This window comes from Desulfosporosinus acididurans, from assembly GCF_001029285.1.
GTDB lineage: Bacteria > Bacillota > Desulfitobacteriia > Desulfitobacteriales > Desulfitobacteriaceae > Desulfosporosinus > Desulfosporosinus acididurans.
This window is the reverse complement of the sequence record NZ_LDZY01000007.1, coordinates 1-18,627: the sequence shown is the minus strand read 5'-3', so window position 1 is coordinate 18,627 and position 18,627 is coordinate 1. Positions and strand designations below refer to the sequence as shown.

The 18,627-nt window shown below is 41.8% G+C and carries 18 protein-coding genes and 2 rRNA genes; 6 read left to right on the top strand and 14 right to left on the bottom strand.

Annotated elements, in window-relative coordinates; translation table 11 throughout:
- Positions 1–169: 169 nt before the first annotated feature.
- Entirely contained in the window at positions 170–550 is a 381-nt protein-coding gene (locus DEAC_RS10815; protein WP_047810090.1) for a response regulator, read from the bottom strand.
- A gap of 177 nt (positions 551–727) precedes the next feature.
- On the opposite strand from DEAC_RS10815, the gene DEAC_RS10810 reads away from it, so the two are divergent.
- Positions 728–1,054 carry a helix-turn-helix domain-containing protein gene (locus DEAC_RS10810; protein WP_047810089.1) on the top strand — a complete coding sequence of 109 codons (327 nt, stop codon included), beginning with the start codon at positions 728–730 and terminating at the stop codon, positions 1,052–1,054.
- Positions 1,055–1,292: 238 nt separating this feature from the next.
- On the opposite strand, the gene pheA is transcribed toward DEAC_RS10810, so the two are convergent.
- Positions 1,293–2,129, bottom strand: a complete 837-nt coding sequence (pheA, locus tag DEAC_RS10805; protein WP_053006381.1) for a prephenate dehydratase — start codon at positions 2,127–2,129, stop codon at positions 1,293–1,295.
- Positions 2,130–2,419: 290 nt separating this feature from the next.
- Between pheA and DEAC_RS10800 the strand changes: the two genes are divergently transcribed.
- Complete coding sequence (locus DEAC_RS10800; RefSeq protein ID WP_047810087.1) at positions 2,420–3,652, top strand: MFS transporter; 1,233 nt, start codon at positions 2,420–2,422, stop codon at positions 3,650–3,652.
- Positions 3,653–3,725: 73 nt separating this feature from the next.
- Positions 3,726–4,952, top strand: coding sequence for a multidrug effflux MFS transporter (locus DEAC_RS10795; RefSeq protein ID WP_047810086.1), 1,227 nt, complete (start codon positions 3,726–3,728; stop codon positions 4,950–4,952).
- A 184-nt stretch (positions 4,953–5,136) separates the two neighbouring features.
- Here the strand turns inward: DEAC_RS10795 and ilvN are convergent, their stop codons facing one another.
- Positions 5,137–5,631, bottom strand: coding sequence for an acetolactate synthase small subunit (gene ilvN / locus DEAC_RS10790; RefSeq protein WP_047810085.1), 495 nt, complete (start codon positions 5,629–5,631; stop codon positions 5,137–5,139).
- Positions 5,632–5,635: 4 nt separating this feature from the next.
- The gene (gene ilvB, locus DEAC_RS10785) at positions 5,636–7,324 is read right to left on the bottom strand and encodes a biosynthetic-type acetolactate synthase large subunit (protein WP_047810084.1); all 1,689 of its coding nucleotides are present in this window, start codon (positions 7,322–7,324) and stop codon (positions 5,636–5,638) included.
- A 195-nt stretch (positions 7,325–7,519) separates the two neighbouring features.
- Here ilvB and DEAC_RS10780 point away from each other — a divergent pair, with 195 nt between their 5' ends.
- On the top strand, positions 7,520–9,862 hold the full coding sequence (locus DEAC_RS10780) for an N-acetylmuramoyl-L-alanine amidase (protein ID WP_047810083.1): 2,343 nt from the start codon (positions 7,520–7,522) through the stop codon (positions 9,860–9,862).
- A 160-nt stretch (positions 9,863–10,022) separates the two neighbouring features.
- Here the strand turns inward: DEAC_RS10780 and DEAC_RS10775 are convergent, their stop codons facing one another.
- The 6 genes from DEAC_RS10775 to rlmN form a co-directional block, all read right to left on the bottom strand.
- Positions 10,023–10,358 carry a phage holin family protein gene (locus DEAC_RS10775; protein ID WP_047810082.1) on the bottom strand — a complete coding sequence of 112 codons (336 nt, stop codon included), beginning with the start codon at positions 10,356–10,358 and terminating at the stop codon, positions 10,023–10,025.
- A gap of 14 nt (positions 10,359–10,372) precedes the next feature.
- Positions 10,373–10,699: a hypothetical protein gene (locus DEAC_RS10770; RefSeq protein ID WP_047810081.1), complete on the bottom strand. Its 327-nt coding sequence runs from the start codon at positions 10,697–10,699 to the stop codon at positions 10,373–10,375.
- Complete coding sequence (locus DEAC_RS10765; protein WP_047810080.1) at positions 10,689–11,144, bottom strand: SHOCT-like domain-containing protein; 456 nt, start codon at positions 11,142–11,144, stop codon at positions 10,689–10,691. Before DEAC_RS10765 ends, DEAC_RS10770 begins: the two co-directional genes overlap by 11 nt.
- A 17-nt stretch (positions 11,145–11,161) precedes the next feature.
- Positions 11,162–11,593: a DUF2089 domain-containing protein gene (locus DEAC_RS10760; RefSeq protein ID WP_047810079.1), complete on the bottom strand. Its 432-nt coding sequence runs from the start codon at positions 11,591–11,593 to the stop codon at positions 11,162–11,164.
- Positions 11,594–11,981: 388 nt separating this feature from the next.
- Positions 11,982–12,815, bottom strand: coding sequence for a DegV family protein (locus DEAC_RS10755; RefSeq protein ID WP_047810078.1), 834 nt, complete (start codon positions 12,813–12,815; stop codon positions 11,982–11,984).
- A 57-nt stretch (positions 12,816–12,872) separates the two neighbouring features.
- The gene (gene rlmN, locus DEAC_RS10750; protein ID WP_047810077.1) at positions 12,873–13,934 is read right to left on the bottom strand and encodes a dual-specificity RNA methyltransferase RlmN; all 1,062 of its coding nucleotides are present in this window, start codon (positions 13,932–13,934) and stop codon (positions 12,873–12,875) included.
- 258 nt (positions 13,935–14,192) lie between these two features.
- Here rlmN and DEAC_RS10745 point away from each other — a divergent pair, with 258 nt between their 5' ends.
- A complete protein-coding gene (locus DEAC_RS10745) occupies positions 14,193–14,468 on the top strand; it encodes a hypothetical protein (RefSeq protein ID WP_047810076.1) in 276 nt (91 codons plus the stop codon).
- 277 nt (positions 14,469–14,745) lie between these two features.
- Here DEAC_RS10745 and DEAC_RS10740 read toward each other — a convergent pair whose 3' ends face one another.
- Positions 14,746–15,747, bottom strand: coding sequence for a peptidase U32 family protein (locus tag DEAC_RS10740; RefSeq protein WP_047810075.1), 1,002 nt, complete (start codon positions 15,745–15,747; stop codon positions 14,746–14,748).
- A gap of 18 nt (positions 15,748–15,765) precedes the next feature.
- Entirely contained in the window at positions 15,766–16,674 is a 909-nt protein-coding gene (locus DEAC_RS10735) for a hypothetical protein (protein ID WP_047810074.1), read from the bottom strand.
- Positions 16,675–17,031: 357 nt separating this feature from the next.
- Here DEAC_RS10735 and DEAC_RS10730 point away from each other — a divergent pair, with 357 nt between their 5' ends.
- Positions 17,032–17,739 (top strand): ATP-binding protein, encoded by a 708-nt coding sequence (locus DEAC_RS10730; RefSeq protein ID WP_047810073.1) that lies wholly within the window; start codon positions 17,032–17,034, stop codon positions 17,737–17,739.
- A 445-nt stretch (positions 17,740–18,184) separates the two neighbouring features.
- On the opposite strand, the gene rrf is transcribed toward DEAC_RS10730, so the two are convergent.
- A 5S ribosomal RNA gene (gene rrf, locus DEAC_RS10725) occupies positions 18,185–18,301 on the bottom strand.
- Between the two features lie 118 nt (positions 18,302–18,419).
- Positions 18,420–18,627, bottom strand: a 23S ribosomal RNA gene (locus tag DEAC_RS10720); the annotation flags it as partial.

Here is an 18,627-nt window from a genome sequence, read left to right as displayed (position 1 = left end):
TTAAATGTATTATCGCGATTAGCTGCGAAAACAAAAAAAGAGCCGCATAGTTATTTCATCAAACTATTGCCCCTTTCTTTTCGACACATTTATTAAGTATATAAATGCACTTAGGATATCAATATAGTTATATAATCATAGTTATATAATCTAAATATATCCATTTTTATCAAGATTTAGCCGTCCCCTTTTCTAGGGTTGCTCTAACAGTTTTTAAAAAATGATCCAGATCAAGAGGTTTACTCAGGATTTCGCAGACACCCAAACTTCGGGCAGAAGCCTCGAGATCCTCTTCTCCGCTGATCATAATCACTGGAATATTCTTAGCTTGATCGTCCTGAGCCATTTGTGCTAATACCTGTAAGCCTGTCATTCCCGGCATGTTTTGATCTAAAAGAATAAGCGAAGGTCGGTGAAGGGATGTGGCGAGGCACAAACATTCTGATCCACTGGCCACTGCCTTAACTTCGTAACCAAACTGTTCTAAAGCATTTTGGATAAATAAGCGAACTGAAAATTGGTCATCGACAACAAGAATATATTCTGACAACTTTCTCACTCCTTTAAATCATCTCCGATATATTACAAACTTAGCTATAATATGAAATTTCAATACATTACTTTCACATTGTATAACTATTTGTTGTTATTTTCAATATAATTACATACACACAGTCGCTAAGATGTTTCAAGTGACTACCTTAAAATTGGAACAGGAGGTGATAGAGTGTCTAACATTCAAGAGGTTGTCGGAAAAAATATAAAATTATTCCGCCAGACTAAGGGACTTACACAAGAAAGGCTAGCAGAACTTGTTAATGTCAGTAGTTCATATATCGGCTATCTTGAACGAGGCCTAAGGTCTCCTTCATTAGACCTCTTAGCAAGAATAGGCACTGCCTTAGACGTCGAACCAACAGTACTGCTCGATACTTCTTCAGAGGAGACCGAACCCATACTCAGAAAGCTCAATGCTCTCCTAATAGGGAAAGATCCAATCCCAATTAATTTCCTTTATGAAGTTGCTGTCGCCTATTTTGAATCTATTAAGTAGATAACTATTTCAGCTATCTCTGCTATCTCTGTTATCTTTTGCGTTTTAACATTAATTTTTAAAATAAGGACAGTACAGCTGTTTAATTGCGGAACTATGGTCATACCTAAAGCTTTCCGCTATTGGGCATAACAAGCGCAGCCCAAAAAGGGGCTTTATGTTTTCACATAAAGCCCCCAAGTTCGAATATAAGTTAGAACTCCTCATTGAAGATGAAAAAATAATAAGCTGTTATGATTTAATCAATCTCTGCCATGGGGTAAGAACCCAAAAATTTATAGAAATTTGTTTTACGCTGTACCATTGTCAAAGCATCACGAACATCCGGATTAGATAAATGTCCATCGATATCAATAAAAAAAATGTAGCGCCCTAATTGACCACGAGAAGGTCTCGATTCAATTTTAGTCATATTAATATCCCATAAATTGAAAATGTCTAGGATACACGCTAAGCTCCCCGGCGTATGTTCCGTTGAAAAAACAATTGAAGTCTTGTTTCGGCCTGCCGGAAGATGGATCGACTTTTTGCCGACAACCACAAATCGTGTGAAGTTATTATTTTTATCTTGGATATTACGCAAGACTACTTGGAGTCCGAATTTATCTGCAGCAGCTTCCGGTCCGATTGCACCCGCAGTTCTTCCAGACATCTGCGCTTGATTAGCTCCCTCGGCATTGCTGCTCGTCAAGTATACTTTTGCTTGGGGAAGATGAGTTTCCAGAAAGAGCCGGCATTGCCCTGCGGATTGAGGATGGGTATAAACAGAAGAAATTCTCTCCCAATCAGCCCCTGGAGTAACCATTAATGTTTGAGATATGGGTAAAATAAGTTCATCAACAATCAAGAGGTCTACTTCCCAGGCCAATACATCCAAGACAATATTAACTGAACCTTCTAAGGAATTTTCAAAAGGGATAACGGCTAAATCCAATTCATTGCGTTGAACGGACAAAAGAACTTCACGAATACTTGGCAAACTAACTAAAGCAGCTTCTTGTTTATTAAAGCAATAATGTTGAGCCGCTTGCTGGGAAAAGGTTCCTTCCGGTCCGAGATAGCCTATCTTATGCAATATAACCCTCCTGTTCCAACTAACAGAAAATCAATTACTACTCTCTAACGTTCAGTTATGTTAAGCCTTCCTTAATAAGCAATAAGCAGTTCAAATAATTATAACATTGTTAGAACTTTCCTGTCGAAGAAATATACTCCTAAAGTGAATATTATTTTGCAGTCTCCCCTCGAAGATTTTATCCGTCTAAACCTTCTGTCATCTTTTGGCTTGCCTTAGCAACATTTACCGCGTAGACTTAACATAACAAACCGAACAAGTAATAGGACTTTAGAACTGAGAGGGATAGTATGAACCTTAATTCAAGCACAAACTCTTCAGGCAAAGCACAACATCCCGAACTTTCACGAGGGCTTCTCTTGATACTTGCCATTAGTTCCGGACTGTCTGTCGCTAATCTCTACTACAATCAGCCTCTGCTTGCTGACATGGCTCAAACATTCCATGCTTCTGCCGCTCAAATCGGAAGCATCTCCACGCTTACACAATTAGGTTATGCCTTGGGTCTCTTTTTATTTGTTCCGCTCGGGGATATCAAGGAAAAAAAGATCTTAATTGTTATTTTACTCGGTGTAGTGACGCTCTCCTTGTTGTCCGTAGGGATATCTGAAAACCTCACCATGTTAGGCGCAGCCAGTTTTGCCGTGGGAACAACAACCGTCGTTCCTCAAATCATCGTTCCTTTGGCAGCCCAACTGGCTAGACCCGATCAACAGGGCCGTATTGTCGGAATCGTCATGAGCGGATTGTTTTTTGGAATTTTATTAGCCAGAACCATCAGCGGAATTATCGGCAGTCTTTGGGGCTGGCGTATAATGTATTATATTGCCGCGGCTTTAATGTTTAGTTTGGCCCTAACGCTGTGGGCTTTCTTACCTCAGACCGGTTCTACATCACGTTTATCTTACCGTCAAACACTTCATTCTTTATGGGAATATACAACGAAGCTCCCCTTATTGCGGGAAGCCTCTCTGATGGGGGGACTCCTCTTCGGAACGTTTAGTGTCTTTTGGACAACCTTAGCCTTCTTCCTCAAACAGCCGCCCTATTACTATGGTACAGAAATCGCCGGCCTTTTTGGCTTAATTGGTGTAGCAGGCGCCTCATTTGCTCCTGTCGCCGGGCGATTAGCTGATAAAAAAGGTCCCCGAATCGTCGTTGGAATTGCTGCGGCAGTGACATTAGTAGCCTATGGTTTCCTCTGGTTATTCGGCAAACACTTATGGGGACTAATATTAGGTGTTATTTTATTAGACTTAGGCGTTCAAGGTGCCCAAATATCGAACCAAGCACGTGTATACGCTTTAGTCCCTGAAGCTAAAAGCAGGTTAAATACCGTCTATATGGTTACTTATTTTATCGGAGGCTCACTGGGATCATTTTTGGGCATGCATGCTTGGAGTCTCTGGCAGTGGAAGGGTGTCTGTCTGGTTGGAAGCTCGCTCATCCTGCTTAGTCTAATCATTTGGGGAAGGGGACTTTATAATCAGCGAAAAGGTAACATGGAAAGGTGTTGCAACTAAACGTATACCCTTATTAGGTAAAATTTTTATTCTTGATTAGGTTTAATCTTTAAACTAAGGAGGCCGGAAATTTTTGAATAATAGTCTCAATTCTAGCTCCAGCGCAACCTTCTCCCGCTCCCGCCGACTATGGATCGCTTTTATTTTAGGTGCCTTATCTGCCTTCGGACCACTTTCCATAGACATGTACTTACCTTCATTACCTATTTTAGCTAAAGATTTGCATACCAGCGCCTCTTTCGCTCAATTCAGTCTGACGGCCTGCCTTCTCGGTCTCGCCTTTGGTCAATTATTGACGGGTTCCCAGAGTGATGTTCGTGGACGCCGCATGCCTCTTCTCATAGGACTTTTCTGTTACTCCGTCTCTTCGTTGCTCTGCGTTATCAGTCCCTCCATCTGGACACTAATTTTACTCCGCTTCATTCAAGGTTTTGCCGGTTCTGCGGGTATTGCCATTTCCAGAGCTGTTGTTAGAGATCTCTATTCTGGTCCTGAAATGACAAGGTTCTTTGCTCTTTTAATGTTAATTAATGGTGTTGGGCCAATAGTAGCTCCGATTATTGGCGGACAGCTTTTAGAGTTCACCTCTTGGCGTGGTGTTTTTCTTGTTTTAACCCTGGTAGGAATCGCTATGTTCTTGGCGGTCTTTTTTACCTTACCAGAAACCCTGCCGCCTCAACGCCGCTCACAAGGAGGCCTAAAGAACGTTTTAATTACGTTTCGCGATCTAATGTGTGACCGAGTATTTATGGGATATGCATTACCCCAAGGACTCGTCATGGCCGCTATGTTTGCCTATATCTCTGGCTCCCCGTTTGTCATCCAAAATATTTTTGGTGCGTCTCCGCAATTATTCAGCCTCTTTTTTGCCATTAATGGATTGGGCATTATCATCGCTGGTCAAATTACCGGCAGAATGGCCAGCCGGATTGCCGGAACAAAACTCTTTATTACAGGCCTCATCTTAGCTACCTTGGGTGGTTTGTGCTTACTGACAACAATTCTCCTGGGAGCAGGACTAATGGCCATTTTGCTGCCGTTATTCATTGCCGTATCCAGCGTTGGAGTTGTAACAACAGCCGGCTCATCACTCGCTATGGAGAATTACGGTCATTCGGCAGGAAGCGCTTCGGCCTTGCTGGGATTATTTGCTTTTGTCATTGGTGCAGCCGTCGCCCCGCTTGTGGGTCTGGGAGGCGGCAATACCGCAGTTCCCATGGGAACTGTTATTGCGATATGTGAAGTTGGAGCAATTCTGTGTTATGTAATATTAAGAGGTGAACGAGTCCACTCAAAATAAGGGGCCCGTTACACAATGAATATCTATCCGTCTTTATAAATAAGCCCTGCATAAGTGGTGATATATACCACTTATGCAGGGCTTTGTTTAATGTTAAATAATATCGCAGACGACAAACGGTTCCGGAAAGAACTGCACAAAGCTGAACTATAGATTGCTTCGATTCATTGACAAGATTAGCTGACTAAGCTTTTGCCGGTATAGGGCCACGTGAAAGGGCGATCTTACCAGTCCGCACAATTTCAATAATTCCATGATCCTCTTCAAGGACTTGACAAAGAGCATCAATCTTAGTTTCATCACCGGAAAGCTCAATCACCATCGTCTCCCGGCTGACATCCACAATGCTGGCTCGGAAAATATTAACGATATTGATAATGTCCGAACGAGTCTCCAGACTTGCTTTAACCTTGATCAAGGCCAGTTCCCGCTGGATGGACTCAACAGCTGTTAAATCACTGATTTTGATTACGTCAATTAATTTGGACAACTGGTTTACAACTTGTTCTTGTTCTATCTCATCCCCTTCTACTACAATGGTAATTCTTGTTGTGTCCGGTTCTTCGGTATAACCAGCTGCTATACTTTCGATGTTGAAGGCCCTGCGGCTGATTAATCCCGAAATATGTGTTAAGACGCCCGGTCGGTTTTCAACCAAAACGGCTAATGTATGCTTCATCTTCTTAACCTCCCATAATCATCTGATCCAGGCGAGCTCCCGCTGGAACCATCGGGAGGACGTCTACCGTCTCAGGAGTTCGTATATCCACTAAAACAGGACCCTGGACTGCTAAAGCCTGGGCAAGAACTTTATCCAGCTCTGCAGGCTCACTTACTCTCAAGCCCGTTACTCCCATAGCTTCTGCCAACTTTACGAAATCAGTATGCCCTTTGAGGCTGGTATGGGAATAACGGCCGCCATAAAACATTCTTTGCCATTGGGCAACCATCCCTAAGGTTTGGTTGTTCAGAACCAGAACAACCACAGGGAAATTGCAATCGGCAAGGGTTGCTAATTCTTGACAGTTCATCATCACACCGCCATCGCCAACAAAAAGAACCACTTTTTGATCAGGCAAACCACATTGAGCCCCTAAGGCAGCCGGCAGACCATATCCCATGGTTCCTAACCCACCTGACGTTAAAAATCGACGCGGATGTTTGAAGCCGTAGAATTGAGCCGCCCAAATTTGATTTTGCCCAACGTCCGTTACGATCACAGCCTCACCCTGAGTCAATTGACTGACCTTTTCAACCACAGCCTGCGGCATGACAAGGTCTTTCCCTTGTTCATAAGTCAACGGAAAGTCTTGCTTCCAGCCTAAAACCTTTTCCCGCCAAGGCCGAACCCGTTCTTTTAATTCACCGGATACTCCCCCGACTTTTTTCATTAACGCTGGCAGTGACCATTTTAAATCTCCGATGACCCTTATTTGAGCAATAACATTTTTGTTAATTTCCGCCGGATCTATATCAAAGTGAATAATCTTAGCCTTAGAGGCAAAATCACTCAAAAGTCCTGTCACCCGATCATCAAAACGAACCCCGATTCCTAAAAGCAAATCGCATTCTGTCGTTGCCATATTTGCGGCGTATGTCCCATGCATTCCAACCATTCCCAAAAATTGAGGATGGTCGAAGGGAATACACCCTAAACCCATTAAACTGGTAATTACCGGAAAACCGCTCTGTTCCACAAATTCTCTCAGTTCCGACGAGGAATCAGATAAATTAACTCCCCCGCCGATGAAAAGCAAAGGCTTGCTGGCTGAGCTCACTTCCTCAAAGACCTGATTTATGACCGTTTGATTTCCTTCATTAACAGGATGATAACCGCGCAGCTTAACTTCTAAAGGATATTCGTAGTCAAAGGTAGCTGCGAAAACATCCTTAGCTATATCTACAACGACAGGACCAGGCCGGCCTGTACGCGCAATATAGAAGGCTTCTTTTAAAGCCCGGGGCAACTCTTCAACGGTTTTAACCAGATAGTTGTGTTTAGTAATTGGAGTTGTAATTCCCCGAATATCTGCCTCTTGAAAGGAATCTCTGCCAATTAAGGGAACGGCAACTTGACCCGTTATTGCTACCATTGGAATCGAATCCATGTAAGCAGTAGCAATCCCCGTCACCAGATTCGTTGCCCCCGGACCGGAAGTGGCAATAACAACTCCGACTTTTCCCGTGGCTCTGGCATAGCCATCAGCAGCATGGACGGCACCTTGTTCATGTTTCGTTAAAATATGCCGGAAATTCGCTTTATATAAAGCATCATATAGTGTCAGCACTGCCCCGCCGGGATAGCCGAAGGCTACATCCACGTTTTCCTTTTTCAGCGATTCGATAATCGCTTCCGCACCCGTCATTATCATATTTGCCCCTCCCTATACATCTGCACAATCCATGGTGTCTGCCATTACGACAATAATTATTTTTAGACTCTATTATAGCACAAATCTTCTCTAAACCTACAGAATACTTGCAAAATTACATTTTGCAAATTCTATCAATTAGAGTGGGTTTCTGTGATATAATCGACATAATGGCAGGAGAAAGGATGAATTAATGTGAAAAAAATCATCATCGCGATGATAGCTTCGCTTGTACTTATATTTGCCTTACCAATAATTACTCAAGCAAGTCCCTTAGCTTATGTAACAGAAAGAATAGCAGGACAAGACCAGATCGAAACGGCCTTGAAAATTTCTCAAAAAGGGTGGGATTCTGCTCAAACCGTTATTTTATGCCAGGCCTCAGATTATCCGGACTCTATCGCAGCTACTCCTTATGCAGTTAACCTAAATGCCCCAATCCTTTTAACAGGAGGAGACGCTCTTGACCCTAGAGTGGTTCAAGAACTGCAGCGCTTGAAACCTCAGAAAATTATCTTACTCGGTGGAACTGCTTGTTTGACACCCGCTATTGAAAAAGGCCTGGAGCAATTATCCTTCAACTGGGAACGGATAGGAGGAATTGATCGTTACGAGACATCTGTTCTACTCGCTAAGCGTTTGACTTCAGATTCTCTGATCATAGTCAATGGAGATAATTTTCCGGATGCTCTGTCGGCAGCGACGTATGCCGGCATTAAACAAATTCCCGTTGTACTTACTTCAACGACTCTCCCCGACTCCGTCCTGAAGTACTTAAAGGAAAATGCCCCAAAACATATCACCGTTATAGGGGGAGAGGCTGTCGTTCCCTCAGTGGAATTGACGAAGAACAACTTTACAATCGAAACCCGTCTTGGCGGAGAAGACCGCTACGACACCAACGCCAAAGTTGTTTCCAGCATGAAAGATATCTATCAATCAAATGACCTTTTCTTAGCTTCAGGAATCACCTTTCCGGACGCTGTAGCCGGTACAGTTCTCGCCTCAAAAGAAAAGGCCCCGCTTTTACTTACTGAACAAAATGATATTCCTCCCTCTGTTTACAGCGTTATGCGCTTACATATGGTCGTCGAACCACCTGCATCAACTTCTTCCACTTCTGCCTCAGGCAACACATCTAAAACGGCTGTCGTTACGGCTGCAAATGGATTAAATCTTCGTGACACCCCTTCTTCTTCAGGGAATCTCCTAGGAACTATTCCCAACGGCGCTGCTCTTGAACTTGGCACCTATCAAAATCACTGGTATCAAACAACCTATCAATCTAAAACCGGCTGGGTTTCTGATGCTTACATTACAATTTCCTCAAACAGCTCTTCATCAACTTCCAACAGCACCAAAAAGGGAATCGTCAATGCCTCGGCAGGATTAAATTTAAGGGATACACCCTCTTCTACGGGAAAACTTCTGGCGACAATACCTCAAGACACAACGCTTGAGCTTCTTAATTACCAAAACGATTGGTATCAGACCACTTATCAATCATTAACAGGTTGGGTTTCAGACAGCTATGTGACACTCTCCACATCAAACTCTGCCTCTGCCATTGACTTGAGTCCGAACGGCAAAGTCTTTATTCTCGGAGGAACAGGCATTATCAGCACAACTTCTCAAGCCATTATTGAAGGAAAGGCATCTTCAAATTACAGTTCAAATTTAAAAGCATTTCCTCAGCTTCCTTCTTCGACACAGCCACCTTCATCAGACAATTCCTCTTCAGGGAGTTCTTCTTCAGGGAACTCCTCTTCGGGAAGCTCTTCATCAGGCAATTCTTCTTCGGGGAACTCCTCTTCGGGAAGCTCTTCATCAGGCAATTCTTCTTCAGGGAACTCCTCCTCAGGCAGTTCCTCTTCAACGCCAACGAATTACGATCCTTCTCAAGAGATTCTTGTCGATCCCTTCGCCGGAATCCCTGCCAATGCTTTAAGCGGAAAGACCATTATGATTGACCCTGGACATGGAAGCCCTGACACCGGAGCAGTCGGCCCCAACGGAACGTATGAAAAAGACAATACTTTAGCCATTGCAAAAGATTTAAATTCAGTCCTGCAACAGGCAGGGGCGAAGGTTCTCTTAACCCGGGACAATGACCCTTCTCCCGCAGCCAGTGATTTTTCGGAAATCAATGATCTTCAAGACCGAGTTGATGATGCTGCCAAAAATAACCCTGACCTCTTTATCTCCATTCATAACGACTCCTTCAGCAACCCCTCCGTTCAAGGCACAACGACCTACTATTGCGATGGCAACCCTCAAGAAGAGAAGAGCAAGCAGCTGGCCAGCAGTATTCAAAGCGCAATGATCGACACGGTAAAGACCAACAATCGAGGAGTTAAAGACGCAAATTTCTATGTCATCAAATATACAACGATGCCTGCAGTCTTAGTCGAAACCGCCTTTATTTCCAGTCCCTATGAAGAAGCAAGACTGCAGAACGACACATTCCGAAAAAATGTCGCCGCAGCTATTTTTCATGGGATTTACAATTATTACAATGGTTCCACAGCCAAAAACTAAAAAAGTAAGCAGAAACTATTCAACCACAGATTCAATAATAAATTGCTTGTAATATAAAGCAAAGTGAACTCGTTCAGCTAAAGCTGAACATCAGGACTTCAGATGGAGACCTCTAAAAAGAGGCCATTACAAAAAAGCAGCTAGTAACTTTCAAAGGTTACTAGCTGTTTATTCTTTTAATTCCCCAGTTAGCTAGGGATACCATCAGTGAGATTGTAAAGGCAGCACCAAAACCCCTAACATAAAAGCCCGGTACGAGACCGCTCGTAAGCATGATCATCCAAGTATTTATGATGAGAGTGAAGATCCCCAAAGTTAAAAGATTTAAAGGAATGGTTAAGACAATCAAAACTGGGCGAATCAGCAAATTTACGATCCATAGTATTAGACCCGCTCCAAGGTAATGCAGGGGCGAAGAAGCATGAATGGGGAGAAATTGTGCGGCCACCAAAAACACAAGCGTGTTGACTAAAATACGGTAAATAGGTCGTTTCATCAGATACCCCCGTTTCACTTTAAGCTAATTTTGACCTTAACCTCTCCCGTTTCAACCTCGATAATATCCAAGCCTTTTTGTCTACTCAATTCCAGAACCATATTATGCAGGCCATCCATGAGATGACTTGGAGAAATAGTATTGATCCAACTCACCAATTTACGGTCCTTATGATCCTTATGATAAGGAATGCACTTTAATGTCTTCTCCCCTGCCCAAGCCAATTCAGCCAAGGCTTCGCAAAACTCATCCGCAACCCAGAACGGAACTGGAAATGCAAACCAGCGGTGCCATTTCAACTTTACTCTGACGATCAAGAACGTGGTGTAATTATTCCACACACACTTCCACCTTGATTCTGCCCTCCTGAGGATCTGATACTTCCACATCCACTATCTTACCATCCACAGTTTCTTCAACTAAGCGGACAAGCTCCTCAACATCCAAAGCTTGCAAATCAAGACCTTTTTGTTCTAATTCCGTACGCTTATCAGCAGGAACAAAGCTCATAGCATAAACCACTAACTTTGACGCAGAGCGTATTAGGCTCAAGGGAACATTGACATTAACCTTCAGAGATTTTTCCCCTAGAACTCGAACCCGCAGGAAGCGATCCCCTGTGTTTGACTTAGCCATTTCAGGTTTAACCAAATCGATTTCCGGCATCGCTGAAGCCCTATCACTCGATATTTCTTCTTCCATCGCCTTAAGCAGTTCCATTCCCTCCGCGGCTGTTAGTTTTCCCTCCTGAATCATCTCGAGTATTTTCATTTTTTCGCTGCTCATATTTGAATTACTCCTTTTTAATCTATTTCTTCTTCGAAATTTGAGCCTCTCTGTTTCCTCATCTGAAATGCTGCCTCTTGCGCCGATATTTCCCCGCGATTGAGAGCCTCAAGTATCTCTTGCCGCCGCAGTTGTTCTTTGGTTATCGCTGCATTCTCAGAGACAGGCTCTTTTTCTTTCTCTAAACTGTAGTCAAGGGCCTCAATGACACTGTCTAAACGGCTGCGTACCGTCGGATAAGAGATCCCCAATTCTTTTTCGACCTCTTTAATATTCCCCCGGCATTTAATAAACGCCTCGATAAATAGAATCTGTTCCCTTGGGAGTCTGCAAAACTTACAAGAGGAGAATTCTCCTTCAATCTTAGTCGGGCAATAAGTACAGGTTAATTTACTAATTTTTAATTCATGATCACATACCGGACAACGATGGGGTATCTTATAATTCAAGCTTATCACCTCTCATTAAGTAACTTACTGCTTTTATATTGAATATAATAAGCTTTTATATTCATAATGTCAATTAATATATTTATATAATTAAGATACATGTTAACTATGTTAATATATTAATCGACAAATATTAAAATGTTTATTCAATCGCAAGACTCCCACTTCACAAGTGAAAGTGGTTCCCAACCTTGCTTTGGTGGGGTAGAATCTATCCTTGAGCGCAATAGTATTTTTTATGGGCTAGGCGCTTTCGGAGAAATTGTCCATAGGACACTTTCGTCACCGAAGCTCTGATGTTCAGATTTAGCTGAACAAGTTCACTTATATTGATGGAATTAAAACAAAAAGCCCTTTGCCCGATTAAGACAAAGAGCTGAAGAAACTATTAATATGCAACTAAAATCCCGCCTTCATCGGCATAGGCTGAAATCGTTGCTCCCATTTCTACGATAATTACATCTTTAAAACTATATCGCTGCTGTATTTCTTCTTTTAAGGCCAAGGCCTTGTCTAAACAATTACAATGGGCAATTCCCAACACTTTGTCCTCCATCTTTTCTCCTTTTTCCCCAATGACTTCAAGGAAGCGATGAAAGGCTCTTTTCGATCCTCGTACTTTCTCAATCAAGTCAATGGTTCCTTCATCTGACGCACCTAAAATGGGTTTTATGGAAAGCCAAGTCGCAACTGTCCCTGCAAAGCGATTCAGTCGTCCGGATTTAATTAAATGCTCCAAAGAATCCAGAAGGAAGAACGTCCTCATTTCCTGTATATATTGATTAACCCGTTCGACAATCTCACCCTTCTTTAGGTTATTCTGAATCAATTCCGCAATTTTTAGTCCAATCAAAGTCTCTCCCACAGAAGCGGTAAGAGAATCAAAGACATGGATAAAACCTGTACCTTGCTGTTCCAAAAACATTGTTTGGGCTAAAATGGCATTATTATAGGTACTACTAATTTTGGAGGAGAGAGTTACGACAAAAATATTGTCTGCTTCGTTAAACCATTTATGAAACCCACTCGGTGAAGGACTGGCAGTACGCGGTGCCACTGCTGTACGTTTCATCTCTTCTAAAAAGTTCTGCAAATTTACGTTTTCATCAAGAAAATCGTGTTCTCCTAAAACGACACTAAGCGGTACTATCCGAAGAGGAATTTGCTCCTTGATATCTTCATTCAGGTCACATCCGCTGTCCATGACAACTATGTAGTCCATAACCTTTTCCCCCGTACTCTGTTGGTTATTCTTCAGCAATCTTGTAATCCTAACACCCTAACTCGAGCAGCGACTGTGTTTACTGCGCAGCTGTCCGCAGGCAGCATCAATATCTGCCCCATGCTCAAGACGGATACTACAATTAATGCCTTGCTTTTTTAGGGTATCATAGAAAGCCAACATTACTTCATGCTCACTACGTTGATACTGGGGATGTTCCTCCACCGGGTTATAGGGAATTAAGTTGACATTTATAAGCTGCTTCTTTTCTCCGATCAATTCAGCGATTTGCAGAGCATGTTCCCGTTTATCATTCAAATCTTTAAGCAGAATATATTCTAAAGTAACCCTTCGCTTCGTTTTCTGTCGATAATAGTCAAGCGCCTCCATAATGCTTTGAATTGAAAAACTCCGATTAATTTTCATAATTTGCGATCGCAGCTCGTTCGAAGGAGCATGCAGTGAAATTGCCAAATTTACCTGTAAATTCTCATCGGCGAACTGATAAATTCTGTCCGCTAAACCACTGGTCGATACAGTAATATGACGGGCGGGAATTGCCAGCCCTTTATGATCCTTTATAATCCGAATAGCATTAACGACATTTGAAAAATTATCAAATGGTTCACCGATTCCCATGACTACAACATGACTTACCTGTTCTTGCCGGTTGCTTCTCTTAAGATGCTCCTGAACAGCCATTATCTGTTCAACAATTTCACCGGCGGATAAATCGCGTTTTTTAACTAAAAGGCCACTGGCACAAAAACTACACCCCATATTACAGCCGACCTGGGTCGTAACACAAACCGATAATCCAAATTTATGTCTCATTAAAACAGTTTCTATTAAATGCTCATCTCGTAATTTAAGTAAAAATTTTACTGTTCCATCCTCAGACTCCTGTTTCTCATATTCTCTCAACGAATTGATGACAAAGTGATCTGTCAATAGCTGAATACAGTCCTTATGGACGTCAATCATTTCTGAAAATTGTGTTGCATTCTTTCGATAAAGCCAGTCCCAAACTTGTAAGGCCCGGAACTTCTTATGTCCAAATTTCAAAAGATACGCCGCTAATTGTTCAAAAGTTAAACTATAAATTAATTCTTTACTCATTCTATTTCCTCACAGTCAACGGAAACAAAATCCCGCTGAGCAAAATCATACTCTTTTAATAATTAAAATGTAATCAGACGACACTTTTCGCCTTTTATATTTCCAAAATATCGAACATTGTTTTTAAAATTGTATTTTAGCACTTAATTATACCATTCCTCCTTGCCGTGAAAAAGTCAAGCAAAGGTAAATTCACATAAAAACCCTGAACGAACACAAAATATCTTAGGTAAATACTATTGAACAGGAGATTATATTATGGAAAACATCAATGGTCAATTAATGAGTAAAGAAGCTTTCCTTCAAAATTCTCTTTACGCAAAGGAACCTTTTGAAGGAATTCTAGTCAGTACTGATGCTGAGAATCATCAATATCGCATTGGAATACAGTTAAATGAAAAAGAAGTACTGCTGGTAGATCAAGTCAGTGATCGTGACGTTAAGGAAAAACTACTTTCATGGATACCTCATGTTAACGAAATTCAGAAGCAACATGGTGTGAAAAATGATCTTCAAAATTACGCCCGGCAGTGATATAGTCCATGAATTTAACTAAAGAGTCTTTCACCTTCAGGTGAGAGGCTCTTTTTCTTGAAGCTGTCCAGAGATTAAGTCAGGACGATATTAATAACACTCACATTCAAAACTATGTCCGACAAACGCATCTTCCCGCCCACATAAAAAAGGATAACCGAAAACAAGTTGCCGATTTCTTTCTCATTAACGATTTATGCAATATACCATCTTTGACTGGACCCTCTCCTTTACAGAGGGTTGTCACCCATACTCTGCTTGATAACTCTGATGTCCGTTAGTCTCGGTAATAACACATATAACTGCTATCACATAATTTCGGAATAGAACGCATCATCCGAAAACATAACTTGAGAATCTCGGGATTTTCCTCCCCTTCTAGACTTGCAAGAGATTTTCTCAACAGCCTTACGCTCGCCGCTTTTTTTTCAAGAGACGATTCTCTCCCAACGATTTTAAGAGAACATACACCCATTGCTTTTAGTTCCGGTAATGCACAAAGTCCACACATGCCCATAGGGTCTCCTTTGGGACTGATACTTTCGCCCATATTTTTGATCCCTATATAAATAAATTCACGATAATCCATGAGATGCTGAGAAAAAGAACAGTTATCTTCTTTTCTTGATTGTCCATTCTTATCATAAAGTTTATAAATCCAATGGGGGTTATGACAAATCGCACCACTAAAAGCATGATTTGCAAAGCAATACGCTTCTTCAAAAATACACCCATCATTGAGTACAAAGGCTTCATACTCCACATCTGAACCGATCTTTTGAATGATATTAGCCATATCTTCTAAATCCAAATATCTTGGAAAAATCAGTCTCTTCGCGCCTAAATCGCGAAAAAACTTGGCAGTCTCTGTGTTGAGAATTCCTCCTAAACTGCTTGCATGAAGCGTTACTTCCGGCATTTTCTCCTTCATCATTTTCATCAGACCAGGATCTCCAATTATCAGAGCATCTGGGCTGCAAATCGCATAAACTTCTCTAACGAACTTTAAGATTTCTTGGTACAAGGAATTTGAATAGACAGACTGATTCAATGTTAGAAAAACTTTCACATCATGAGCATGGGCCAATCCAACAACTTTAGATAATTCCTCTAGATTTGGCAAATTGCCTTGACTAGGACCTCGGCGGTTCAGCCAAAACCTATCTCCGGAAACCGAATCCCAATAATTAGGTTGCAGACCGCAATACAATTCTTTTGCTCCTTCTGAAATAAGAGCTTTTCCCTCTTCAAACGAAGTTAAAGGGGCTAGAATTTTCAATGTTTAGCCCTCCTCTCCTCAAATGGGCTCAGGTTGAAAAATTAAGCGGTCAATCCCTATTCGCGATATAATATTAAGCGTATCCTTAAGGAAACCTTCCTTAAATACACAAAAAATTGCATTACCTTTTTGAACAATATGCCAATTTGGAGACACAGGAACTTGACCTGATTTATCTGAAAGTTCTACCCAGAATTGTCTGCAAGTGTGTCCACAGGTTTTGTCTGTTGTTTTAAACTTATCGCCTTTTTGGTATCCCCATGACCGTAAAAGACACATCCTGCCGCTTGTTATTGCGGTATATGGAAAGTATAAAGAAACTTTATTATTCCATCGTTCAAAATCATTTAATCCGCTCGGCGGAATATCTAATTCAACATGACTTACCCCAAAGTCCGTAAAAACCTTTTGTATAATATCGCTTTCAAAGCTCGTCATAGGTAAAGAACTAGATTTTTGACTATGGCTTTTTTTCTTGTTTTCGGTCAGAGTTCCAATTCGCGGATCACGCCAAGCCTTATTTAACTGTCGCCCTATTATAGGTTTAAAACCAGGATATTCTTTATTGAGTAAATATAATATTCCCCAATCATTAACTACAACTTCTAATGCTAAACCTTCCTTTGACAAACCTTGCAATAACTGCCGCAGCTTTGTTAGACCATTTTCTGTCACATAAGGCGTAACTAAAGTTAATTCTTGACCGTATTCTCTCGCTCGAGAATAAACATCTAGAACCTCGCGTAAGGAAGGTATTGACCTTTCGCAAAATTCTTGTCCAAAATATATCCTTGTAAATAAAATTTCCCCCAAGACGTTCTCACTAATTTCTTTTATCATGCCGGATCGAAATACATTATTTTCACACCAGGGATCGTCCATAAAATATACTTTTTCAATGTTGGGAATACCTAAAGCCCATTCCATACAACGATACACCTCATTGATTCACATACTAAATTACTTCTTATTAAATAGTATGATATTTTGAGGTTAACCGTTAACAAAGGGTATTTAAAAGAACATATGCTCCAGTGCTATTGCAACTTCTGCTATCACAATTTCGCTTAAGCAACTTGATTTAACCACGTTAGCAAGAAGTCCCCACTTCAACGTTCGCAGAACGTAAGTGGTGGGAGCATGTTCACCTCTGTTATATATCCAGATCATCTTGTATAATAGCTAAGTTGGGTTTAATAACTCTATATCTATAACTTCTTGCTTTCTGTTTTTTACTAAAATTTTGTCTTAATAATCCCTTACTAAACTCAAGAGGTGTTATGAATGAAACGTAAAATTATTACCATAAATCAGGAACTTTGCAACGGATGCAAGCTCTGTGTTAATGCTTGTCATGAAGGAGCATTGCAATTAGTTAACGGTAAAGCCACGCTTATTTCTGAAACCTATTGCGATGGCCTCGGCGACTGCCTGCCTGAATGCCCCACCGGAGCTATTACTCTTGAAGAGCGAGAAACCGTCGAATATGATGAGGAAGCTGTTAAAATACACTTAAATAGCAATCCGAAAGAAACGGAAAGCTCTTTATCCTCTATTTCTCTAAGCACCCAGTGCAAACCCTCACCAAAAGCAGTTCAATCGTCTAAGGTTGTATCTCCAGAAAACTCACAATCTCAGCTCGCCCAATGGCCATGTCAGTTAAAATTAGTATCAATCGATGCACCCTACTTTGATAACGCCGACATATTACTTGCTGCCGATTGTACCGCCTTCGCATATCTAAATATTCACCAGCAATTCATGCTCGGAAAAGTCACTCTAATTGCTTGTCCTAAACTGGATAACATCGACTACTCAGAAAAATTGAGCGAAATTATGAAACGTCATTCTATTTCGAGCATTACCATTTTAAAAATGGAAGTCCCCTGTTGCGGAGGACTTGTGAATGCAGCAAATAAAGCCTTAGCTAATAGCAATAAAACAATTCCCTATACTGTCGCAACGATATCAACAAATGGTCTTGTTTTATAAATTTAAACTTTCCCACAAGGCAAATTTCTGCAGTGTGGGACCAATATTTTCAACTTATATAAAACACAAAATAGACTACCTCGACAGAGATAGTCTATTTTGTGTTTTACCTGGCGATGACCTACTTTCCCAGGGGCCTGCGCCCCAAGTATTATCGGCCCTGGAACGAAAGGCGGATGAGCCTTTCGCCACACTAAGTCCCCATACGCATACTCCTGCAGTGTGGATCCTTAACTTCCGTGTTCGTGTATACGAAAAGCACGAAAGCCTCCGGTGGAGGGTTTCGCCGAGCCACCAACCCTAGAGATTCACTTCGTGGCGAAGTACGAGCTTTTCGCCACACTGCGTCCAGTGACGCCTTCTCCTGCAGTGTGGGACCCAATATCTTTCACTTCTTTCATGAAACACAAACAGACTACCATTATGGCAGTCTGTTGCTTGTTTTACCTGGCGATGACCTACTTTCCCAGGAGCCTGCGCCCCAAGTATCCTTGGCCCTGGAGGTCTTAACTTCCGTGTTCGGTATGGAAACGGGTGGAACCCCTCCGGCATGATCACCAGATCTCTGAGATTCAGTTGTCCTTTTCGAACTCTGTTCTCTCAAAACTACATAGAGTCTTTTTCTAGCTTCGTCTTTTCGGAACCATTTGAGCCACGTTCCCTTTGCTAACGTATCTTTTTAGGTCAAGCCCTCGACCGATTAGTACCGGTCAGCTCCACACCTCACGGTGCTTCCACATCCGGCCTATCAACCTGATCTTCCTTCAGGGGTCTTACCGAGCTTTCACTCGTGGGAAATCTCATCTTGAGGCCGGTTTCGCGCTTAGATGCTTTCAGCGCTTATCCGATCCGAATATAGCCACCCAGCTGTGCCTCTGGCGAGACAAC